This window comes from Ruegeria sp. G2 (genome assembly GCF_056533505.1).
In genome coordinates this window covers 655,350-675,851 of record NZ_JBQFON010000001.1, presented here as the reverse complement: position 1 = coordinate 675,851, position 20,502 = coordinate 655,350, and the positions used below count along the sequence as shown (strand labels likewise).

Sequence of the window (20,502 nt, the reverse complement as noted above, 5' to 3'; positions counted from 1 at the left end):
TAACTAGACTTTGCCGCCAATCTTCAGACCGGTGGCCTGTACTCGCAGGGTCTAACGGGTAAACTCTTCTGCCCGCTGATGTGCTTCCTCCATTTCCTGCGCACCATCGCTCATTTCACGGGCCGAGTTCCGATATTCAAGAGCCAGCTGCCGATATTTCTCGGCCTCGCTTCTTTGCTCTGCGGCACCTTCCGGGTTTTGTTCTTGGTCACGAATTTCAGCTTTGTTCTCGTGCCACTGAGCTTTTGATTCGTACGAATCCGCCTGAGCGTGCAAATCTGAAGCTGCTTGCCGCTTTTCTCTTAGGATGTCTTGTATATCGCGCGGATCGGTATTCGTATCTTCGGGGTCACCACCTTTGGGATTGTCACCACCTTTGGGATCGTCACCACCTTTGGGATTATTGTCGCCTCTCGGATTGTCACCGCCCTTGGGGCTATCGTCGTCGTCAGATGTCCGCTCACCGTCTGGCTCGTTGCCACCGCGAGGGTTTTCATCATCAGGACCATCGCCGGAACGTCGATCCGCCAGGCCAAGCGATGCTGTCGGAAGGTCGGTCAGCAGGGATGCAAATGCAGGGCAATCCAGCAGCGTCTGCTCCAGAATGGATTCAAAATCCGCCCGACGTTGGATGTATTTTATCATCCGAGAACTTACGACGTCGCAGGCGCAAAGGGTGTTTGAGGACACGGATTGCTTTGCCGTCTTTACAGTACACATCTCAGATGCCTGCGCAGTACCAGCAGATATAAACGGGAATGTAGAAGCAACAAATACTATCGAAAATAGTTTGGAATTAATGCGCATAGCATTTCTCCTTAGATACTCATTAACTAACTCGCCGTATACTCGTGCGGCGCCACACTTTGAACACAAAATCTCCTTTTTAGGCCTTATTTTCAAGTGGCCAATGATGAGTGCACAAGGATCAATATTGGCTTACGCAAGGGAAAGGCGTTTAAAAACAAATAGAAAGCCCGCCAAATTGGCGGGCTCTAGATTTCTGGACTATTTCCATATTGACGCAAATTTGCCACGAATGGGCCATTGTTGCGTATGTGTGAACTGAGTTACTGCAGGACCTACGCAGATCGTGCCATTCTCTTCCGCTCATGTGGATCCAGATAGCGTTTACGAAGCCGGATCGCATTTGGCGTCACCTCAACCAGTTCGTCATCGTCGATATACGCGATCGCCTCTTCCAAAGAGAATTTTATGTGAGGCGTCAGGCGCACCGCGTCATCCGATCCGCTGGCGCGTACGTTGGTCAGCTTCTTGCCTTTAAGCGGGTTCACTTCCAGATCGTTGTCACGAGAATGTTCACCGATCACCATGCCTTGATAGACATCGGTTTGCGGCCCCACGAACATGCGTCCACGTTCCTCCAGGTTCCACAAGGCGTAGGCGACGGCTTGGCCTTTTTCCATTGAGATCAAGACGCCTGCGCGACGACCGGGGATCGATCCCTTGTGGGCAGCCCATCCATGGAAAACGCGGTTCAGAACACCGGTCCCGCGCGTGTCGGTCAGAAACTCGCCGTGATATCCGATTAGACCACGTGATGGGACATGGGCAATGATGCGGGTTTTGCCAACTCCTGCGGGGCGCATCTCGACCAGTTCACCTTTGCGTGCTCCGGTGATCTTCTCGATCACCGAGCCCGAGAATTCGTCATCGACATCGATGGTGACTTCTTCGATGGGCTCAAGGCGTTGACCGTCTTCGTCGCGGAACAAAACCTGCGGGCGCGAGATGCTGAGTTCGAACCCTTCGCGGCGCATATTCTCGATCAGAACGCCCATCTGGAGTTCGCCACGGCCAGCGACCTCAAAGGCTTCACCACCGGGTGTATCGCTAATGCGGATGGCGACATTTGATTCAGCCTCCTTCATTAGACGATCACGAATGACGCGGGACTGAACCTTTTTACCGTCTCGGCCTGCAAGCGGAGAATCATTGATGCCGAAGGTGACGGTGATCGTTGGTGGATCTATCGGCTGAGCGGGCAAAGCCTCGTTTACTTGCGGAGCAACCAAAGAATCCGCAACCGTGGCTTTGCTCATTCCCGCAATGGTGACGATGTCCCCGGCTTCGGCCACATCGATAGGCTGTTGTGCGAGACCACGGAACGCGAGAATCTTTGTCGCACGGAAATTCTCGATCAATGTTCCGTCACGGCTGAGCGCCTTGAGGCTGTCACCCGCTTTCAACGTTCCGCTCTCGACACGACCGGTCAGGATGCGGCCGATGAAAGGATCGCTGCCAAGCGTGGTGGCAAGCATTCGGAACGGCTCGTCTTTTTTCTCAATTTGCTTGGGGGCGGGGACGTGATCGACGATCAGATCGAAAAGGGCAGTCAGATCCTTGCGCGGACCGTCCAATTCCATATCTGCCCAACCTGAACGGCCCGAGGCATACATAGCGGGAAAATCAAGCTGATCGTCGTCAGCACCAAGGTTGGCGAAAAGGTCAAAACATTCGTCCAGCGCGCGATCTGGTTCGGCATCCGGTTTGTCGACCTTATTCAATACAACGATGGGGCGCAGTCCCAATGCCAGCGCCTTGGAGGTCACGAACTTGGTCTGCGGCATGGGACCTTCGGCGGCGTCGACCAGAAGAACAACTCCGTCCACCATGCTGAGGATGCGTTCGACCTCGCCTCCGAAATCGGCGTGGCCGGGGGTATCGACGATGTTGATACGAGTGTCTTTCCATTCGACTGAAGTCGCCTTGGCTAGAATGGTGATGCCACGTTCCCGTTCCAGATCATTGCTGTCCATTGCGCGCTCGGCAACGGCCTGATTCTCGCGGAAAGCGCCGGATTGTTTAAGAAGCTCATCCACCAGGGTCGTTTTACCGTGGTCCACGTGAGCGATGATTGCGATATTGCGCAGGTCCATGAGAGGTCAACCTTTGAACGGGAAGTTGGCTCGGCGCATAACGCGGCGCGACAAAATATACCAGCCCTAACCGGCGTTCAGTGACCCGCGGTCGAAGAAAACAGGTGAATGATCAGAATTCCAGACAGTATCAGAACAAGCCCCAGGATCGCCGGCCAGTCGAGTTTCTGACCAAATACCAGAAAACCAATCAGTGCTATTAGGAAAATCCCCAGTCCTGACCAGATTGCATAGACAATCCCGACAGGCATCACTTTCAGAGTGAGCGCCATAAGATAGAATGCGCTGCCATAGCCAACGACCACCAGGGCAGAGGGCCAAAAGCGGGTGAACTGATGGCTGGCTTGCAGTGCAGTGGTCCCAATGGTTTCCGCAATGACCGCCAGCAGCAGGATAAAATATGTTTTGGGCAAGATTGATGCCTTTCCGAAGTGTCGCGGAAGGTTGACCATAGTTGGCTATTGCCGGGCAAGAGGATTCTGGCTGCGCAGAATAAAGAGTCACTTTACCAAAGGTCAGGTAAACCTGACTATTTGATATTCCTGAGGCATGATAGAGGATTGGGTGTTTTAGTTAGTTTTTAACGAGTTTGATTGAGTGACGACATTTGCAAAATCAGTCATTATCGTTTCGGTGTTGATCGTGGCGCTAGGGTGGCTTGCAGACGGGGGGTCCGTCGACATTGATGCAGCCCAGAATGTTGAGCGGTTAGAGGGTACTCCAGTTTAGGCGCCCACCGAACGATTTGACGAAAAGGAGCTTTCGGGCTCCTTTTCTTTTGTTCGCAATAAGATTGCATTCAATTTTTACTGCTTCTCGATCGCTTTGAGTTTTGAGCGATGATCGGACAATTTCTTGACCACAAACTTACGGGCCTTGCGTTCTGCGAGCCGTACCCGAACTTCGGTCAAAAACGCTTCTTCCAGCGTCTGAGACGACGCGCCCAAAAGCTCGCCGACTTCCACATAAAACCGGTCCTCACCGGTTTCGTCCATGACCTTCATCGTATCCTCTGCCAATCTCGAGGCAAGGGTGGTGATGGTATCAGACATCAGCGCGTATTCTCGGTCAGGCGACGCTTCACATAATCCGTCACGTCGGTCATCAGCGTGTCCATGTGGCGATCCTGGAAGAAGTGATCCGCGCCTTCAACCTCGTGATGCGTGATTGTGATCCCTTTTTGCTCGTGCAATTTGCTAACCAGCGAAGTGGTATCCGCAGGGGGTGCAACGCGGTCTGACGACCCGTTGATGATCAGGCCGGAAGACGGGCAGGGGGCCAGGAAAGAAAAATCATACATGTTCGCCGGGGGTGACACGCTAATAAAGCCGGTGATCTCGGGACGACGCATCAGCAGTTGCATTCCGATCCAGGCGCCGAATGAGAATCCTGCAACCCAGCAATGCTTGGAGTTGTTGTTCATGGACTGAAGATAATCCAGCGCCGACGCGGCATCGCTAAGCTCGCCAACACCCTGATCATATTCGCCTTGGCTGCGGCCTACGCCACGGAAGTTAAAGCGCAGAACCGTAAAGCCCATGTTGTAGAAGGCATAGTGCAAGTTGTAGACCACCTTGTTATTCATGGTCCCGCCAAATTGAGGGTGCGGATGCAGCACGATTGCGATCGGTGCGTCTTTTTCCTTTTGCGGGTGGTAGCGGCCTTCCAGGCGGCCTTCGGGTCCGGGAAAAATCACCTCGGGCATGTGTGCTCTAGTCCTGTTTTTTGACGCCTCGGCCCCGAGATTATCTTGACGGTAATCGTCAGGCACCTTAGAACGGTTCTAATTACATTGTGTCGCGTGAAAACGCTGTCAGTGGGAGATACGCACTGGCTGCGGCGGCGTCAATGTTTTCGCGGTTCTTGCCTTAAGGAATTCAAATGAAGCTGTCGACCAAAGGACGCTATGCGATGGTTGCTCTGGCGGATATTGCTCTGCAATCCTCTGACAAGCTTGTTACACTTGGTGAGATTTCCGAGCGCCAGGATATTTCTCTTCCTTATCTGGAACAGCTTTTTGTAAAACTGCGTCGCGCTGAGTTGGTCAGCTCGGTTCGGGGTCCGGGTGGAGGTTATCGTCTTGCGCGCCCTGCATCCGAAATTCGAGTGGTTGAGATTTTGGCTGCGGTAGATGAAACCGTCGATGCGATGCACAAAGGGGCGGGGGCATCGGGTGCTTCGTCCGGCAGTCGGGCGCAATCCCTGACCAATCGTTTGTGGGAAAGCTTGAGCGCACATGTGTATGTGTTCCTGCATCAAACGCGGTTGTCGGATGTGATCCGAAATGATCTGGCACCGTGCCCCGCAGTTCCAAACTTGTTTGCGGTCGTGGACGACTGAGCTGATGAAACAGATTTTCGTTCCACAGGAATCCATGTTGGAAAAGATGTATCTATGAAACGGGTTTATCTCGATCATAATGCGACGGCTCCATTAAGGCCCGAAGCCCGCGCTGCAATGATTGCCGCGATGGATCTGGCCGGCAATCCGTCATCCGTTCACGCCGAGGGCCGTGCCGCAAAGGCAGTGGTCGAGAGAGCACGCGCACAGATTGCCATCGCATTTGGGGCGGATGGCGCAGACATCGTCTTTACCTCGGGCGCCACCGAAGCGGCGGCGTTGGCGATGTCAGGACGTGGTCTGCAGGGGGCCGCGATCGAGCATGATGCGGTACGTGCGTGGGCCAATGAAGTGTTACCAGTGTCGAAAGACGGGCAAGTTACGGTTTCAGATCCCGCCTTTACGGCATTGCAACTTGCAAACTCCGAGACGGGCATCATTCAAACTCTCCCGTCTGATCTGGCCGTAACTGACGCCACTCAGGCGTTTGGAAAGCTACCAGTTGCGTTCAACTGGTTGGGCGCGGAAATGGCGTTGATTTCAGCACACAAACTGGGCGGTCCCAAAGGGATCGGTGCGTTGGTGATGAAACGCGGCACGGATTTGGCCGCGCAAATCAAAGGTGGCGGGCAGGAGATGGGTCGTCGCTCGGGCACTGAGAATGTTATCGGAATCGCGGGCTTCGGCGCTGCTGCTGAAGCTGCATCCCGCGATCTTGCAAATGGTGTCTGGGAAAAAGTTCGTGAACTTAGAAATATTCTAGAAAACGCTCTTGAGGCCGGATCGAAATCTACTATTTTTGTCGGGAAAGATCAGGAGCGACTCCCCAACACGTTGTGCTTTGCCACTCCGGGCTGGAAGGGAGAAACCCAGGTCATGCAGATGGATTTGTCAGGATTTGCGATCAGTGCAGGCTCAGCCTGCTCCAGTGGCAAAGTGCGCGCCAGTGCTGTGCTGACGGCCATGGGATTCGATGAACACGCGGCGGCCAGTGCGATACGCGTTTCGCTTGGTCCCGAGACGACGGAAGAGAATGTGCTGCGTTTTGCGGAAACGTGGCTTGAGAAAGAGAAAAAGCATCGCGCGCGCGCCGCGTGATCTGACGGAGGGTGTCTTATGGCCGCTTTGGACCAGACCCAGGTAAAAGAAGGTGTCGATCAGGAAACCGTGGATGCGGTACGCGAGGTTGGAACCTACAAATACGGCTGGGAAACTGAAATCGAGATGGAGTACGCCCCGAAGGGGGTAAACCCCGATATCGTCAAACTGATTTCAGGCAAGAATGATGAGCCCGAGTGGATGACCGAGTGGCGTCTCGCTGCGTTCGAACGCTGGACCAAGATGGAAGAACCGAACTGGGCCATGGTCAGTTATCCCGAAATCGATTTTCAGGACCAGTATTATTATGCCCGTCCGAAATCGATGGAAGAGAAACCCAAATCCTTGGATGAGGTCGACCCCAAGCTGCTTGCGACATACGAGAAACTGGGTATCCCTCTGAAAGAACAGATGATTCTTGCCGGAGTTGAAGGTGCCGAAGATGCGCCAGCCGAGGGGCGCAAGGTCGCCGTTGATGCGGTGTTTGACTCGGTTTCGGTTGGCACGACTTTCCAGGAAGAGCTGAAAAAAGCGGGTGTTATCTTCTGCTCGATCTCCGAGGCGATACGAGAACATCCGGAACTGGTGAAGAAATATCTCGGAACCGTGGTTCCGGTATCCGACAATTTCTATGCCACTCTGAACTCGGCTGTGTTTTCGGATGGTTCGTTTGTCTATGTGCCACCGGGTGTCCGCTGTCCAATGGAATTGAGCACCTATTTCCGCATCAACGCGGAAAATACGGGACAGTTCGAACGGACGCTGATCATTGCCGACAAGGGCAGTTATGTCAGTTACTTGGAAGGTTGTACTGCACCACAGCGCGACACTGCACAGCTGCACGCGGCCGTGGTGGAAATCATCATCGAAGAAGATGCTGAGGTGAAGTATTCGACCGTTCAAAACTGGTTCCCCGGTGATGAGAACGGCAAAGGTGGTATCTACAACTTCGTGACCAAACGCGCCGATTGCCGCGGTGATCGCTCCAAGGTGATGTGGACGCAGGTTGAAACCGGTTCCGCGGTCACATGGAAATACCCGTCCTGTATCCTGCGTGGCAATGACAGCCAGGGTGAGTTCTACTCGATCGCAATCACGAACAACATGCAGCAGGCCGATACTGGCACGAAGATGGTTCATCTGGGCAAGAACACCAAGTCGCGGATCGTGTCGAAAGGTATCAGTGCTGGTAAAGCGCAGAACACCTATCGCGGACTGGTCTCGATGCATCCTAAGGCCAAGGACAGCCGCAATTATACCCAATGCGACAGCTTGCTGATTGGTGACAAGTGCGGGGCGCACACGGTTCCGTATATCGAGGTCAAAAACAACTCGTCCCGTGTCGAGCATGAGGCGACGACTTCGAAGGTCGACGAGGATCAGTTGTTCTATTGCCGTCAGCGCGGCATGGACGAGGAAGAGGCCGTGGCGCTTGTTGTCAACGGGTTCTGCAAGGACGTGCTGCAGGCGCTGCCGATGGAATTCGCGATGGAGGCTCAGCAATTGGTTGCGATCAGCCTAGAGGGATCGGTCGGCTGATGACGCCAAAGCCACAACAACGTATCCGCAAGGATGATGTGCTGACAGCGCTTGGCTACGCGCTGCCGGTGATCGGCGGCCTGTTGGGGGTGGCATACGTCAACACGAAATACATGGACTTCATCAACCCGGTCTGGGCAGTGGGCGGAGGCGCGCTGCTGGGTTGGATCATCGCTCGGGTGATCCGCAAGGTGCTGGGATAGACAATTATCAGGGGTCAATCTGCGCCCCTTGCGAGATGCAAAAGGACAAAAAATGCTGGAAATCAAAAACCTGCACGTAAAACTTGAGGAAGAAGACAAACAAATCCTCAAAGGCGTCGATCTCACTGTTGAGGCCGGCAAGGTTCATGCGATCATGGGGCCGAATGGCTCTGGCAAATCTACGCTTAGCTATGTCTTGTCCGGTCGGGACGGATATGAAGTGACAGATGGTACCGCCACACTTGAGGGCGAAGATCTGCTTGAGATGGAGCCGGAAGAGCGCGCAGCTGCTGGTGTATTTCTCGCATTCCAATATCCGGTTGAGATTCCCGGTGTCGGTAACATGACGTTCTTGCGCACAGCGGTGAATGCTCAGCGTAAGGCACGTGGTCAGGAAGAACTGTCTGCAGCGGATTTCCTGAAAGAAATCCGCGCCAAGGCAAAGGCGCTGAAGATCGACGCGGATATGTTGAAACGCCCAGTCAATGTCGGATTCTCGGGTGGTGAGAAAAAGCGCAACGAAATCCTGCAGATGGCAATGCTTGAGCCCAAGTTATGCATCCTTGACGAGACTGACTCGGGGCTCGATGTGGATGCGATGAAGCTGGTATCGGAAGGCGTGAATGCGTTGCGCGACGAAGGGCGCGGTTTCCTTGTTATCACGCATTATCAGCGTTTGCTGGATCACATCAAACCAGACGTCGTGCACATCATGGCCGATGGCCGTATCGTCAAATCCGGTGGACCCGAGTTGGCTCTGGAAGTTGAGCACAATGGGTATGCTGACATTCTGGCCGAGGTAAACTGATGGCTCTCGCTCAAGCAAAACAGACGGCGACGGAAGAGCGGCTTGCAGCTCTGACCATGCCAGATGCGGGATGCACGCGTAAGGCGCGTGAGGCTGCTTTGGCGCGGGTGCGCGAAATGGGACTGCCCGGGCGTCGGGATGAATACTGGAAGTATACCCAGCCCGATACATTGATCTCGGCACAAGCACCCGCGGCGGCGTTGTTTCAGAACGACGAAGCGCCGATGTTCAACGAGTTTGACCGGCTGAAGATTGTCTTCATCGATGGTGTATTTAGCCCTGAAGAGTCAGACGAACTGTCGATGGAAGGTGTCACTATCGACAGGTTGGAAGATATCTGCTGCAAAGATATCCATTGGGCCAAAGAGTTATACGGTGTTCTTGAAGCAAATGGTCAGACTCCGGTGCATCGCCCTCTGGCGGCATTGAACACTGCATTTGCGTCAGATGGTGTTGCCATCCATGTGACCGGAAAACCTGCCAAACCGATCAGCCTGATCTATCGCCATGCTTCGGAAACCTCGGATGCGATCCTGCACCATGTAGTTCGTGTCGAAAGCGGCGCCGAGGTGACCATCCTTGAAAATGGCCCGGCCGCATCGCGTTTTAACAAATGTATGGAGATCGATATCGCCGATGGCGGTACGCTGCACCATGTTCGCGCGCAGGGTCGCGATCATCAGCGGCGAGCAGCGACGCATATGTTCACTCGAATGGGAAAGGAGTCTGTGTACAAATCCTTCACACTTACTGTGAACGGTGTTCTGACTCGGAACGAGCAGGTGGTTGAGCTTACCGGCGACGATGCCGTGGTCCATGTTGCGGGTGCTTGCGTTGGAGATGGTGAATTCCACCATGACGACACGGTATTTGTGACCCACGATGCGGTGAATTGCGAAAGCCGTCAGGTGTTCAAGAAGGTGTTGCGCAACGGGGCGACAGGTGTCTTTCAGGGAAAGATCCTCGTCAAAGCGGGGGCGCAGAAAACCGATGGATATCAGATCAGCCAATCGTTGCTGCTGGATGAGGACAGCCAGTTTCTCGCCAAGCCCGAGTTGGAAATCTACGCGGATGACGTCGCCTGTTCGCACGGCTCGACCTCTGGTGCGATTGACGAAACAGCGCTGTTCTACCTGCGATCGCGTGGTGTTCCCACCAAAGAGGCGACGGATATGCTGACTTTGGCTTTCCTCGCGGAAGCGGTTCAGGAAATCGAAGATGAAGCTCTGGCCGAAGTGATTGTCACACGATTGCAAGATTGGCTGGCACGCCGCCGCTGATGTCCGTCACAACAGATATCGTTGCCACGTATCGCGGACCGGGGCGTGTTGTGCGTCGCCTGTTGGATATGGGCCCGCGTGAAGATCGAGCGCTGGCATTTGTGATGGCCTTCTGTGTAGTTGGTTTTATCGCCCAATTGCCAAGCCTTGCACGCCGTGCCCACATTGAGGGGCTGGAACTGAACATGCTCATGGGCGGCGCTTTGTTGGGCTCGGTCTTCATACTTCCTCTGTTCTTTTATCTTCTGGCTTGGCTCTCACAACTCGTAGCGCGGGTTTTTGGAGGCCGTGGAAACGGCTATGGCGCAAGGCTGGCGTTGTTCTGGGCGTTGTTGGCATCGGCCCCATTGGTGTTGTTGAACGGGTTGGTCGCGGGCTTTATCGGTCCGGGCCCGGAACAAACGCTAGCCGGAATGTTATGGGTTGCGATTTTTACCTGGTTCTGGTTGTCCGGTCTCAGACAATCGCAAAAGGCCATTAAATGAACTCTGCCGTGCTGCTGAATATGGTCGTCCTGACCCTGACAAACCCGGCCGAGGCTGCCAAGCGATTGCTGGCGATGCGCTTTGGTCCAGACGTGCTGTGGATTGCATTCTTTCTTGCCGTGATCCTGAATGCGCTGGTTCAAACTCTGTCCGGCTTTATCATGCCGTTTATTAACCCAGAGGTTCAACAAATTGCCGAGCCTTTATCGCGGACCTTGTTTGTATCAGTTGCCGCGATTCTGATCAGCGTCGTTGCTTTCCTCTTGGTAGGGCGGGTACTGGGTGGAGAGGGGTCGTTCAACGACCTCATGACTCTGGTCGTCTGGCTGCAGATCCTGCAGATTATCGGGCAGGCGATCATTCTGACATTGGTCTCGGTGCTGCCGTTTTTGTTCTTACCGGCAAGCTTCGCGATGCTGGTACTGAGCCTCTACATCACCTTACATTTCCTCAACGAAGCGCATCGATTTCAATCGCTGGGTAAATCGTTTCTGGTGATCCTATTGTCTGGCCTCGTGGCTATCCCGTTTGTCCTCTGGCTGTCGCCTGTATAGGGAACCTTTGTCCATGTATGACGTACAGAAAATTCGCGCCGACTTTCCGATCCTGTCGCGACAGGTCAACGGAAAGCCTCTGACCTATCTCGACAATGGCGCATCCGCGCAAAAGCCTCAGGCTGTTATTGACGCAGTCACGCAGGCCTATGCCCATGAGTATTCGAACGTTCATCGCGGGCTCCACTACCTGTCCAATCTTGCGACCGAAAAGTACGAGTCCGTCCGGGGCACTGTCGCGCGTTTTCTGGGCGTTTCGAACGAGGAAGAGATTGTATTGAACTCGGGTACGACCGAGGGGATCAATCTCGTCGCTTACGGTTGGGCGATGCCGCATCTGCAGGCGGGGGACGAGATCGTGCTCAGCGTGATGGAGCATCACGCAAATATAGTACCCTGGCATTTCTTGCGCGAACGGCAGGGCGTCGTTCTGAAGTGGGTTGATGTGGACGCAACCGGTTATCTTGATCCACAAGCTGTCATCGATGCGATCGGTCCGAAGACAAAGCTGGTGGCGGTGACGCAGTGTTCAAACGTTTTAGGCACTGTGGTCGACGTCAAATCGATCACACAAGCGGCCCACGCCAAAGGTGTTCCGGTACTGGTGGACGGTAGCCAAGGCGCTGTCCATATGCCCGTGAATGTCGAGGATATCGGCTGCGACTTTTACGCGATAACGGGCCACAAGTTGTACGGACCGTCCGGTTCAGGTGCGATATTCATCAAATCGGAACGCATGGCCGAAATGCGTCCCTTTATCGGGGGCGGCGACATGATCAAAGAGGTGTCAAAAGATCAGGTGATCTACAATGATCCACCGATGAAGTTCGAAGCCGGAACGCCGGGCATCGTGCAGACCATCGGTATGGGCGTTGCGCTGGATTACATGATGGACTTGGGCATGGAGAACATCGCATCACATGAGGCGGGACTGCGCGACTATGCGATGCAACGACTGAACGGGCTGAACTGGCTGCAGGTTCAGGGAACCACATCCGACAAGGCCGCAATCTTCAGCTTTACGCTGGACGGGGCAGGGCATGCCCACGATGTTTCGACGATACTTGACAAAAAGGGTGTCGCAGTGCGTGCGGGCCATCACTGCGCGGGGCCGCTTATGGACCATCTGGGTGTCACCGCCACCTGCCGCGCCAGCTTCGGCCTCTACAACACGACCGAAGAGGTCGACACGCTGATCGATGCTTTGGAATTGGCCCACGATCTGTTTGCCTGATGTGGTCGCATTTGCAGTTGCACCCGGATTGGAACGAGGGTAGCTAACGGCCAAGGCACCTGTAGCTCAGCTGGATAGAGCGCTGCCCTCCGAAGGCAGAGGCCAGAGGTTCGAATCCTCTCAGGTGCGCCACTTCTCTTGTGTTTGTTTTTGCTCCACTCAGTAGCGATTGGTATGCAATCTAGCTGCCGACAAAACAAAACCCCCAACAGAGATAACTGAGGGGGTTCACATTATGGTACGGGATTATGAGTTAAATCAGCCGCGCCAGGAACGGATGACACCGCAATCCATATGCACGAAATTCGACCGATAGTACTGGCCAACGCCCCCGGCGCGGCAGGAAATTGCAGCTTTCGCCATTTGCGAGACCGAGCGCGAGGATAAACGCAAGTCTGCAGCCTGACCTTTCATATGCAAGGAATTCTTGGCGACACCGCGAGAGCGACGGCGCAGCATGGCATTGGTTTGCGGAGAGCGGTAACCAGACAGCAGCATATAGGGTTCGCTTACATCCAGCATATTATGCGCCGCAGCCATGATGTCGATCGTGCGCAGGTCCATGTCCTTGACCTGGTCGCTGCGCCAATCACGCATGAAGTGGTTAACCTCTTTCACCGCGTCCTTGATATATTTTCCATCAACCCAATATACCATATCGATCCGCTCACCGGTGCGGCCCGAATACATACGAATGCGGCGGATGTCGCCACCGCCGCGAAGAAAACCTGCTGCTTTGGAATAGGTTGGTGCCGCGACAACCGCCGTTGCGGCGAATGCGCCCAATAGGGCACGCCGGGTCAAGCCCGATGTACTGCTCTTGGTCATTTTAGTTTCGTCCCGTACTGTTCCTGCCTGCACACGATGTTACGCGTGCTGTATTAATTTTTATCCCATCCCAGATGCGGGATTTATTGCACAGTCGGAATCATCCGCCAAGGAGTCTTTGCCTGCGCCTTAATCAAGGGGGAATTTTCGGCAGTTTTTTGCGCAACTGATGCAAACATGCATGATAATTCTGCAATCCAAGTTCCAACGATGCAAACACGCATCACGGTAAAAAGAAGAGGCTAATTGATATATTTGTGAATAGACATTGACTGCGCCTCCAAACATTATTTCTAAACGCCGTAGAAATTTTGCGGCAAATCATTGAATAACCAAGGCTATCTGATGTCGTTTGTTTCTCGCGCTCGTTCTAGTGTATTTGCAGCTGCCTTTGTGGCAGTTTCAGCTTCTGTCGCATTGGCGGGGACATCTGGCACCGCCTTCCAGATGGCGGTGGCTGAAAGCACGATTTCAAACACTGCGATCGCTGAATTCTACCGAAAAAATGCGTTTGATCCGGTGTGGGTAGGCAGCACTCCTGAACATGAAGCGCGGCGCGCTGCCTTGATCAAGGCTTTGTCAACAATCGACATGCATGGGCTTCCACGCGCGCGCTATGATGTCTCAGCATTGATCGCGAAGATGCAGGACGCCAGAACAACCCGTGATTTAGGTTTGATCGAGGCTGAGCTAAGTCAAGTTTTTGCTAAATATGCCAACGATATACAGTCCGGTGTTACTTCACCTTCGCAAATCGATGCTGGCCTTGTACGGGATGTTGAACGGCGCAGCACGCAAGAACACCTGAAGCGTCTTGTTGCCGGCGATGGTGATGAGTACTTCCGTGAGATTATGCCTCAATCACGCCAGTATCGCGCTTTGATGAAGCAGAAAATTGCGCTCGAAACGCTGATCGAACAGGGCGGGTGGGGTGAGACCGTTCCTGTCACAAAGCTTGAGCGCGGAGACACAGGCGCGAATGTGATCAAATTGCGCAATCGGTTGGTTGCTATGGGTTATTTGAAACCCACTGCAAGCCCCAACTATGATGACGTGTTGCTTGCTGCCGTTCAGGCGTTTCAAACCGCACATGGGCTTGAACCGGATGGCGTTGCAGGTAATGGAACCATCACCGAGATCAATCGGCCAGTATCCGACCGTCTGAAAGCGGTTTACGTTGCTTTGGAACGTGAGCGTTGGTTGCCCGAAGAACGTGGTGAGCGCCACATTCTGGTGAATCAGGCAGACTTTTCGGCAAAGATCGTTGATGACGGTCAGGTCACGTTCGAGACACGCGCAGTCATTGGCAAAAATACACATGATCGCCGTAGTCCAGAGTTTTCGGACGAGATGGAGCATATGGTGATCAACCCCAGCTGGTATGTCCCGCGCTCGATCATTACCAAAGAGTACCTGCCGAAATTACAAGCTAACCCGAACGCAGTGGGGCATATCCAGATTACTGATCGTGGGGGGCGGCAAGTTAACCGGGGCGCTGTTGATTTCACCCAGTTCACCGCAAGGAACTTCCCGTTCTCGATGCGTCAACCACCAAGCAGAAGCAACGCGCTGGGTCTGGTGAAGTTCATGTTCCCGAACAAGCACAACATCTATCTCCATGATACACCACAGAAATCTTTGTTCGCGCGCGAGGTTCGGGCTTTCTCACACGGATGTATTCGATTGGCGCAGCCATTTGAATTTGCATATGCATTGCTGGCCAAACAGGAAGAGGATCCAAAATCTTTCTTCCATCGTGTGTTGAACACTGGAAAAGAGACGAAGGTGAACCTTGAAAACCCGGTGCCGGTGCATCTGATCTACAGAACGGCCTATGTCGGACCGAAGGGTGAGGTTCAATATCGCCGTGATGTATATGACCGTGATCGCAAGATCTGGGAGGCATTGCAAAAGGCAGGGGTAGCCCTGCCGGACGTTCAGGGGTAATCACGGGGCAACTACGCGCCACGAGGAAGCCCGCATGCAATTCACAGTTCAGCAAATCGCCGACGCTCTTGGTGCTGTGGCCGAGGGTCAGACGAGTTTGACGATCCTTCGCGCAGCCGAGCCAGGTGATGCGGGACCAACCGATCTGGCGATGGCAATGTCGCCCAAATATGCCGAGGCCTTGGCGAATGGCGCGGCGCGGGCCGCTGTACTTTGGGATGGGGCGGATTGGCGGGCATTGGGTCTTGAGGCGGCCATCTTTGTACAGCGCCCGCGTATGGCGATGGCCGGAATAACATCGATGCTGGATCGCGGGCAGGGCATTGCACTGGGGATCCACCCATCGGCTGTTATCGATGAAACTGCAGAGATTGGAGAGGACGTATCGGTCGGTCCGCTCTCCGTGATCGGAGCGCGGGCAAAGATCGGTAAGGGTTCGGTTATCGGCGCGCATTGCGTGATTGGAATGGATGCAGCGCTGGGTGAAGGCGCTCTGCTTCGCGAGATGGTAAGCATCGGGGCACGGGCGCAGATTGGCGATCGATTTATTGCTCAGCCGGGCGCGCGTATCGGAGGTGACGGGTTCAGCTACGTCACGCCTGAGGTATCAGGCGCAGAAAACGCGCGGAAAACACTTGGCGATCAAGGGGATGCAAAAGCGCAAAGCTGGTTGCGCATTCACTCACTTGGGGCGGTCGAGATTGGTGACGATGTTGAAGTTGGGTCGAACTGTACCGTCGACAACGGCACTATCCGCAATACCGTGATCGGAAGCGGGTCCAAGTTGGATAACCTTGTACATGTGGGTCACAACACGCGCGTGGGGCAGGATTGCTTGCTATGTGGTCAGACCGGAGTATCCGGTTCAGTTGAGATCGGAAATAACGTTGTATTGGGTGGTCAGACAGGCGTTGCCGACAACATCTTTATCGGTGATGGGGTAATATCCGGTGGAGGCACCAAGATACTGTCGAATGTGCCTGCTGGCCGCGTGATTATGGGTTATCCAGGGGTCAAAATGGAAAGCCACACAGAAATTTACAAAGCCCAACGCCGATTGCCCCGTTTGGCCCGTGACGTTGAGGCGTTGAAAAAGGCTGTTTCCAAACTGCCTCCAAGCGATTAAATCAACCCCAACAAGATAACCAGGGGATCGAGATGAGCATCAGCGACCGCGTCATTGCAATCATTGCCGAGCAGGCCGTGCTTGAGCCTTCGGATGTGACGCCCGACAGCACGCTCGAGGATTTGGGCATCGATAGCCTGGGTTTGGTTGAGAGCATCTTTGCCATCGAAGAAGAGTTTGATATCACGGTGCCCTTCAACGCGAACGAACCCACCGCGAGTGATTTCGATATTTCAAACGTGGCCGCGATTATTGCGGGCATAGAAAAACTTGTATCGGAAAAGGTCTGACCTCCGGTATGAGACGCGTCGTCATTACGGGTGCGGGCACCATCAATTCGCTGGGTCATTCTGTCCCCGATACGCTGGAAGCCATGCGTGAAGGCCGATGCGGTATCTCAGATCTTGAGTTCCGTGATGTAGACCGGTTGTCGATCAAGATCGGCGGGCAAGTGCGCGGTTTTGAGGCTGAGGGGCGGTTCAATCGTCAGCAGATGACGCTGTATGATCGGTTCACACAGTTCACGCTGACCGCTGCCAAAGAGGCGATTGACCAGTCAGGCATTGTGTTCTCGGGCGATACCGCGGCACGGTCAGGCGTTGTTTTGGGGACCGCCGGGGGCGGTGTTTCAACCTGGGATGACAACTACCGTTCGGTCTACGAGGACGGTAAAAACAGGGTGCATCCATTTGTTGTCCCCAAATTGATGAACAATGCGGCAGCCAGCCACGTTTCGATGGAACACAACCTAAAAGGCCCCAGCTTCACGGTGTCGACTGCTTGTGCATCATCGAATCATGCCATGGCACAGGCGTTTCAGATGGTGCGCAGTGGGGCTGCACCAGCCATGGTGACTGGTGGGTCGGAATCGATGCTGTGCTTTGGCGGTGTTAAGGCGTGGGAAGGGCTTCGTGTCATGTCCAAAGATGCCTGCCGCCCATTCAGTGCGAACCGAAACGGGATGGTGCAAGGCGAAGGAGCGGGTGTCTTTGTCTTCGAAGAATATGAACATGCGCGTGCGCGTGGCGCTGAAATTCTGTGTGAAGTCGTGGGCTTTGCCATGTCTTCAGATGCGGCTGACATCGTTATGCCAAGCAAACAAGGGGCTTCTCGGGCGATGGCCGGTGCCTTGGCGGATGCCAAATTAAACGCAAGTGACGTGGGGTATATCAACGCGCATGGCACTGGCACGGCTGCCAATGACAAAACCGAATGCGCTGCCGTTGCTGATGTGTTTGGCCCTCATGCAGACGACCTCATGATCTCGTCCACTAAATCAATGCATGGTCATTTGATTGGTGGAACTGGCGCGGTCGAGTTGCTGGCTTGTATCATGGCCTTACGCGACGGAATTGTCGCCCCGACTATCGGCTATGAAGAGCCTGACCCCGAATGTGCACTCGATGTGGTGCCGAACGAAGCGCGTGAGGCGAAGGTCGATGTCGCACTTAGCAACGCGTTTGCCTTTGGCGGATTGAATGCCGTTCTCGCGCTAAAGCGGATATAAAAAAGCCGTCGCTGTTAAGCAACGGCTCGGGTTTTAACTAAATTCGGTATCAGTTTGCTGACTCAGTCAGGCCGTCAAATGCTGCGGTGAAACCGCTTAGCGACATCTCCATGTTCAGCACCTGATCCGGCAGGCGGGCTGGGACCAGCGAGAGCACTGCAGTGGATCCCGATCTCATGGCATCGATATCGCCCTGAGTCAGTCCTAGTTGCGCAAGACATCCTACCGGGACACAGTGATGATAGTTATACAACTTGCGCGGCGCACCATCGATTGAAACCGCCAACTGAGCCTGCAGAAGTGTTTCAAGCGGAACCACGACGTTTGCCCAAGCGACGGCGGCACCTCCTTGCGGCAACTTACCGATCGACACCTCGGCGATTGGATCGCCTTGCTGATTGTTCAGAATCTGAACCATGGCGCACGGATCCTGGTTAGCATCGGATTTGATGCAAGAAATTTTCCAATCGCCCGATTGCTCTTTCTCATATTGCTCGCCAATCCGGGGGCCGGTCTGGCCTAAATCCAGATCAGAACCGACCTCGGCCCCGGATTCCGGAGCGTCGGTGCTTTCCTGCGCCAGGGCCGTGGTGCAGAAAAGTCCTGCCGCCACGATGCTAAGGGGTGCCAATTTCCTGATCATAAATGCCTCATCTTGATGATCCAGCTTTTTGCCTCGTCTAACATTGTTGTAGGGCGGTGTCAGGAACAATCCGAACGACGGTCTGCAAATTACTCAATTTTTTGCCGATACGCGCCAAACACAGCAAATTAAGCAGTGAACAGGCAATGAAAAAGGGAGCCGGTGGAGCGGCTCCCTTCTTGAATTTTTCTCCCCGTCGGACTGGCCGACTTAGTTATGCGCAGACGTTACGAAAGCGAAACCCATCGGTCAACTGCTAACCCCCAAAAAAAGAACCGATATCGTTGGATTTGGTCAGAATTCATAAAAAAGCCGTGCCCGAAGGCACGGCCAGTCGACAGGGAGGAAGTTTGCCACCGCAGTCAGACCACGATGAGCAACATTTACTCTCGCAGCGAAAGGTTAACTTTGTATGCTTGCAGCAGATCGGTAGAACTCAGGACAGTTTCTTAATGGACAACAAAATATTCGTAGGCGGCGGCGGTGATGGATACTCAGTGGCACAGGGGTTGTCATTGAAATACGCGAACCGCCATGGTCTTATCGCCGGCGCGACCGGAACAGGTAAGACGGTAACGCTGCAAATTCTGGCCGAGGGGTTTTCGCAAGCCGGTGTTCCGGTGTTTCTGTCCGATGTCAAAGGTGATTTGTCGGGATTGGCGCTGCCCGGAAGCGAAAGTCACAAGCTGCATCAAGCCTTTCAGGACCGCGCTGCAAAGATCGGGTTCGATACATTCTCGTACACCGCGTGCCCGGTTACTTTTTGGGACCTGTTCGGTGAACAAGGCCATCCCGTCCGAACGACCGTGACAGAGATGGGCCCGCTGCTGTTATCCAGACTGATGGAGCTTAGCGAGGCGCAGGAAGGTATTCTGAATATCGCCTTTAGGGTCGCGGATGAAGAGGGCATGCCGCTGCTGGACTTGAAAGACCTACAGGCATTGCTGGTCTGGATTGGCGAAAACCGAGCCCAGCTGTCGCTACGATATGGCAACGTTTCCACGGCATCGATTGGTGCCATTCAGCGGCGTTTGCTGGTGCTTGAAAATCAGGGCGGCACGAACCTGTTCGGTGAGCCTGCGCTGGAACTTGCAGATCTGATGCAAACTGACGAAAGCGGGCAAGGTATGGTGAACATTCTGGCCTCGGACAAATTGATGGGGTCGCCGCGTCTATATGCGACTTTCTTGTTATGGTTGCTCAGTGAACTCTTCGAGGAATTGCCCGAAGTTGGTGATCCGGAAAAACCCAAGCTGGTGTTCTTCTTTGACGAGGCGCATTTACTGTTCGAGGACGCTCCGAAAGTACTGGTGGACAAGGTCGAACAAGTGGCGCGGCTTATCCGATCGAAAGGTGTGGGCGTATACTTTATCTCGCAAAACCCAGCCGACATTCCCGAAGATATCCTCGGCCAACTGGGCAATCGGATCCAGCATGCGCTTAGGGCATTTACCGCACGCGACCGAAAAAACCTGCGTCTGGCGGCAGAGACCTATCGCGAGAATCCCGCCTTCGATACCGAGGCCGCCATTCGCGAAGTCGGCGTGGGCGAGGCGGTAACCTCGATGCTGCAAAAAAAAGGGGTCCCGGGTGTCGTCGAACGTACCCTGATCCGACCGCCGGGTTCTCAACTTGGTCCGATAACCGAGGCTGAGCGTCAATCGTTCATCGAAACGTCTCCGATGGGTGCCAAATACGGCACCCGGATCGATCGCAAGTCTGCCTTTGAGATACTGCAGGCCCGAGCCAATGCGGCGGCCAACGCGGCTGAACAGGCCGAATCCGATGAAGTTTTGGAGCAGCAGAGCCCGATGGAACGGGAATATGCCTCGGCCCGCAGATATTCGGGCAGTCGTGTCGGGCGCTCTTCTTCGCGTGTCTCGCGAAAGAAGGATACTTTCGCCACGGCCATGAGCGAGGCCGTGATCAAAGAGCTGAAAGGAACGACAGGTCGCCGTATCGTTCGCGGCATCCTGGGCGGATTGTTTCGCAATCGCTGAAACGTAGGAT

The 20,502-nt window shown here is 54.3% G+C and carries 22 protein-coding genes and 1 tRNA gene; 16 read left to right on the top strand and 7 right to left on the bottom strand.

The window, feature by feature from the left end; all coding sequences use genetic code 11:
• Window positions 1-51: 51 nt before the first annotated feature.
• The 3 genes from ACR0DU_RS03355 to ACR0DU_RS03345 form a co-directional block, all read right to left on the bottom strand.
• Window positions 52-645, bottom strand: a complete 594-nt coding sequence (locus ACR0DU_RS03355) for a hypothetical protein (protein ID WP_480872465.1) — start codon at window positions 643-645, stop codon at window positions 52-54.
• Between the two features lie 437 nt (window positions 646-1,082).
• Complete coding sequence (gene typA / locus ACR0DU_RS03350; RefSeq protein ID WP_170470428.1) at window positions 1,083-2,900, bottom strand: translational GTPase TypA; 1,818 nt, start codon at window positions 2,898-2,900, stop codon at window positions 1,083-1,085.
• A 77-nt stretch (window positions 2,901-2,977) separates the two neighbouring features.
• Window positions 2,978-3,352, bottom strand: a complete 375-nt coding sequence (locus ACR0DU_RS03345) for a DMT family transporter (RefSeq protein ID WP_010440210.1) — start codon at window positions 3,350-3,352, stop codon at window positions 2,978-2,980.
• 145 nt (window positions 3,353-3,497) lie between these two features.
• Between ACR0DU_RS03345 and ACR0DU_RS03340 the strand changes: the two genes are divergently transcribed.
• Complete coding sequence (locus tag ACR0DU_RS03340) at window positions 3,498-3,629, top strand: hypothetical protein (protein ID WP_259462621.1); 132 nt, start codon at window positions 3,498-3,500, stop codon at window positions 3,627-3,629.
• A gap of 77 nt (window positions 3,630-3,706) precedes the next feature.
• Here the strand turns inward: ACR0DU_RS03340 and ACR0DU_RS03335 are convergent, their stop codons facing one another.
• Window positions 3,707-3,952, bottom strand: a complete 246-nt coding sequence (locus ACR0DU_RS03335; RefSeq protein ID WP_010440209.1) for a hypothetical protein — start codon at window positions 3,950-3,952, stop codon at window positions 3,707-3,709.
• Entirely contained in the window at window positions 3,952-4,605 is a 654-nt protein-coding gene (locus ACR0DU_RS03330; RefSeq protein ID WP_010440208.1) for an alpha/beta hydrolase, read from the bottom strand. Before ACR0DU_RS03330 ends, ACR0DU_RS03335 begins: the two co-directional genes overlap by 1 nt.
• A gap of 176 nt (window positions 4,606-4,781) precedes the next feature.
• Here ACR0DU_RS03330 and iscR point away from each other — a divergent pair, with 176 nt between their 5' ends.
• From iscR to ACR0DU_RS03280, 10 genes are all read left to right on the top strand, one after another.
• A complete protein-coding gene (gene iscR, locus ACR0DU_RS03325; RefSeq protein WP_010440207.1) occupies window positions 4,782-5,240 on the top strand; it encodes a Fe-S cluster assembly transcriptional regulator IscR in 459 nt (152 codons plus the stop codon).
• 54 nt (window positions 5,241-5,294) lie between these two features.
• On the top strand, window positions 5,295-6,338 hold the full coding sequence (locus ACR0DU_RS03320) for a cysteine desulfurase family protein (RefSeq protein WP_010440206.1): 1,044 nt from the start codon (window positions 5,295-5,297) through the stop codon (window positions 6,336-6,338).
• A gap of 18 nt (window positions 6,339-6,356) precedes the next feature.
• The gene (sufB, locus tag ACR0DU_RS03315; RefSeq protein WP_170778541.1) at window positions 6,357-7,877 is read left to right on the top strand and encodes a Fe-S cluster assembly protein SufB; all 1,521 of its coding nucleotides are present in this window, start codon (window positions 6,357-6,359) and stop codon (window positions 7,875-7,877) included.
• On the top strand, window positions 7,877-8,080 hold the full coding sequence (locus tag ACR0DU_RS03310; protein WP_010440204.1) for a hypothetical protein: 204 nt from the start codon (window positions 7,877-7,879) through the stop codon (window positions 8,078-8,080). Before sufB ends, ACR0DU_RS03310 begins: the two co-directional genes overlap by 1 nt.
• A 52-nt stretch (window positions 8,081-8,132) precedes the next feature.
• Complete coding sequence (sufC, locus tag ACR0DU_RS03305; RefSeq protein WP_010440203.1) at window positions 8,133-8,888, top strand: Fe-S cluster assembly ATPase SufC; 756 nt, start codon at window positions 8,133-8,135, stop codon at window positions 8,886-8,888.
• Entirely contained in the window at window positions 8,888-10,168 is a 1,281-nt protein-coding gene (sufD, locus tag ACR0DU_RS03300; RefSeq protein ID WP_480872461.1) for a Fe-S cluster assembly protein SufD, read from the top strand. Before sufC ends, sufD begins: the two co-directional genes overlap by 1 nt.
• On the top strand, window positions 10,168-10,653 hold the full coding sequence (locus ACR0DU_RS03295; RefSeq protein WP_010440201.1) for a YIP1 family protein: 486 nt from the start codon (window positions 10,168-10,170) through the stop codon (window positions 10,651-10,653). Before sufD ends, ACR0DU_RS03295 begins: the two co-directional genes overlap by 1 nt.
• Window positions 10,650-11,207 (top strand): Yip1 family protein, encoded by a 558-nt coding sequence (locus ACR0DU_RS03290; protein ID WP_480872460.1) that lies wholly within the window; start codon window positions 10,650-10,652, stop codon window positions 11,205-11,207. Before ACR0DU_RS03295 ends, ACR0DU_RS03290 begins: the two co-directional genes overlap by 4 nt.
• Before the next feature lie 13 nt (window positions 11,208-11,220).
• Complete coding sequence (locus ACR0DU_RS03285) at window positions 11,221-12,441, top strand: cysteine desulfurase (protein ID WP_480605776.1); 1,221 nt, start codon at window positions 11,221-11,223, stop codon at window positions 12,439-12,441.
• A 55-nt stretch (window positions 12,442-12,496) separates the two neighbouring features.
• A tRNA-Arg gene (locus tag ACR0DU_RS03280) sits at window positions 12,497-12,573 on the top strand.
• Between the two features lie 126 nt (window positions 12,574-12,699).
• Here ACR0DU_RS03280 and mepK read toward each other — a convergent pair.
• Window positions 12,700-13,269 carry a peptidoglycan L,D-endopeptidase MepK gene (gene mepK, locus ACR0DU_RS03275; RefSeq protein ID WP_010440193.1) on the bottom strand — a complete coding sequence of 190 codons (570 nt, stop codon included), beginning with the start codon at window positions 13,267-13,269 and terminating at the stop codon, window positions 12,700-12,702.
• Window positions 13,270-13,614: 345 nt separating this feature from the next.
• Here mepK and ACR0DU_RS03270 point away from each other — a divergent pair, with 345 nt between their 5' ends.
• Genes ACR0DU_RS03270 through ACR0DU_RS03255 form a run of 4 tightly spaced genes read left to right on the top strand, consistent with a single transcriptional unit; the run spans window position 13,615 to window position 17,849 of the window.
• Window positions 13,615-15,216, top strand: a complete 1,602-nt coding sequence (locus ACR0DU_RS03270; protein ID WP_480872458.1) for a L,D-transpeptidase family protein — start codon at window positions 13,615-13,617, stop codon at window positions 15,214-15,216.
• 34 nt (window positions 15,217-15,250) lie between these two features.
• Complete coding sequence (gene lpxD, locus ACR0DU_RS03265) at window positions 15,251-16,342, top strand: UDP-3-O-(3-hydroxymyristoyl)glucosamine N-acyltransferase (protein ID WP_480872456.1); 1,092 nt, start codon at window positions 15,251-15,253, stop codon at window positions 16,340-16,342.
• Window positions 16,343-16,374: 32 nt separating this feature from the next.
• Window positions 16,375-16,632: an acyl carrier protein gene (locus tag ACR0DU_RS03260; RefSeq protein ID WP_010440190.1), complete on the top strand. Its 258-nt coding sequence runs from the start codon at window positions 16,375-16,377 to the stop codon at window positions 16,630-16,632.
• 8 nt (window positions 16,633-16,640) lie between these two features.
• Window positions 16,641-17,849: a beta-ketoacyl-[acyl-carrier-protein] synthase family protein gene (locus ACR0DU_RS03255; protein ID WP_010440189.1), complete on the top strand. Its 1,209-nt coding sequence runs from the start codon at window positions 16,641-16,643 to the stop codon at window positions 17,847-17,849.
• Between the two features lie 49 nt (window positions 17,850-17,898).
• Here ACR0DU_RS03255 and ACR0DU_RS03250 read toward each other — a convergent pair whose 3' ends face one another.
• Complete coding sequence (locus ACR0DU_RS03250) at window positions 17,899-18,492, bottom strand: invasion associated locus B family protein (RefSeq protein WP_480872454.1); 594 nt, start codon at window positions 18,490-18,492, stop codon at window positions 17,899-17,901.
• A gap of 452 nt (window positions 18,493-18,944) precedes the next feature.
• On the opposite strand from ACR0DU_RS03250, the gene ACR0DU_RS03245 reads away from it, so the two are divergent.
• Window positions 18,945-20,492: a helicase HerA-like domain-containing protein gene (locus tag ACR0DU_RS03245; RefSeq protein ID WP_480872452.1), complete on the top strand. Its 1,548-nt coding sequence runs from the start codon at window positions 18,945-18,947 to the stop codon at window positions 20,490-20,492.
• Window positions 20,493-20,502: the final 10 nt, after the last annotated feature.

What these genes read in the sequence shown, in the direction of transcription:
- ACR0DU_RS03355 (WP_480872465.1), bottom strand. Translation starts at nt 645, where the DNA reads ATGATAAAATACATCCAACGTCGGGCGGATTTTGAATCCATTCTGGAG.
- typA (WP_170470428.1), bottom strand. Translation starts at nt 2,900, where the DNA reads ATGGACCTGCGCAATATCGCAATCATCGCTCACGTGGACCACGGTAAA.
- ACR0DU_RS03345 (WP_010440210.1), bottom strand. Translation starts at nt 3,352, where the DNA reads ATGGTCAACCTTCCGCGACACTTCGGAAAGGCATCAATCTTGCCCAAA.
- ACR0DU_RS03335 (WP_010440209.1), bottom strand. Translation starts at nt 3,952, where the DNA reads ATGTCTGATACCATCACCACCCTTGCCTCGAGATTGGCAGAGGATACG.
- ACR0DU_RS03330 (WP_010440208.1), bottom strand. Translation starts at nt 4,605, where the DNA reads ATGCCCGAGGTGATTTTTCCCGGACCCGAAGGCCGCCTGGAAGGCCGC.
- iscR (WP_010440207.1), top strand. Translation starts at nt 4,782, where the DNA reads ATGAAGCTGTCGACCAAAGGACGCTATGCGATGGTTGCTCTGGCGGAT.
- ACR0DU_RS03320 (WP_010440206.1), top strand. Translation starts at nt 5,295, where the DNA reads ATGAAACGGGTTTATCTCGATCATAATGCGACGGCTCCATTAAGGCCC.
- sufB (WP_170778541.1), top strand. Translation starts at nt 6,357, where the DNA reads ATGGCCGCTTTGGACCAGACCCAGGTAAAAGAAGGTGTCGATCAGGAA.
- ACR0DU_RS03310 (WP_010440204.1), top strand. Translation starts at nt 7,877, where the DNA reads ATGACGCCAAAGCCACAACAACGTATCCGCAAGGATGATGTGCTGACA.
- sufC (WP_010440203.1), top strand. Translation starts at nt 8,133, where the DNA reads ATGCTGGAAATCAAAAACCTGCACGTAAAACTTGAGGAAGAAGACAAA.
- sufD (WP_480872461.1), top strand. Translation starts at nt 8,888, where the DNA reads ATGGCTCTCGCTCAAGCAAAACAGACGGCGACGGAAGAGCGGCTTGCA.
- ACR0DU_RS03295 (WP_010440201.1), top strand. Translation starts at nt 10,168, where the DNA reads ATGTCCGTCACAACAGATATCGTTGCCACGTATCGCGGACCGGGGCGT.
- ACR0DU_RS03290 (WP_480872460.1), top strand. Translation starts at nt 10,650, where the DNA reads ATGAACTCTGCCGTGCTGCTGAATATGGTCGTCCTGACCCTGACAAAC.
- ACR0DU_RS03285 (WP_480605776.1), top strand. Translation starts at nt 11,221, where the DNA reads ATGTATGACGTACAGAAAATTCGCGCCGACTTTCCGATCCTGTCGCGA.
- mepK (WP_010440193.1), bottom strand. Translation starts at nt 13,269, where the DNA reads ATGACCAAGAGCAGTACATCGGGCTTGACCCGGCGTGCCCTATTGGGC.
- ACR0DU_RS03270 (WP_480872458.1), top strand. Translation starts at nt 13,615, where the DNA reads ATGTCGTTTGTTTCTCGCGCTCGTTCTAGTGTATTTGCAGCTGCCTTT.
- lpxD (WP_480872456.1), top strand. Translation starts at nt 15,251, where the DNA reads ATGCAATTCACAGTTCAGCAAATCGCCGACGCTCTTGGTGCTGTGGCC.
- ACR0DU_RS03260 (WP_010440190.1), top strand. Translation starts at nt 16,375, where the DNA reads ATGAGCATCAGCGACCGCGTCATTGCAATCATTGCCGAGCAGGCCGTG.
- ACR0DU_RS03255 (WP_010440189.1), top strand. Translation starts at nt 16,641, where the DNA reads ATGAGACGCGTCGTCATTACGGGTGCGGGCACCATCAATTCGCTGGGT.
- ACR0DU_RS03250 (WP_480872454.1), bottom strand. Translation starts at nt 18,492, where the DNA reads ATGATCAGGAAATTGGCACCCCTTAGCATCGTGGCGGCAGGACTTTTC.
- ACR0DU_RS03245 (WP_480872452.1), top strand. Translation starts at nt 18,945, where the DNA reads ATGGACAACAAAATATTCGTAGGCGGCGGCGGTGATGGATACTCAGTG.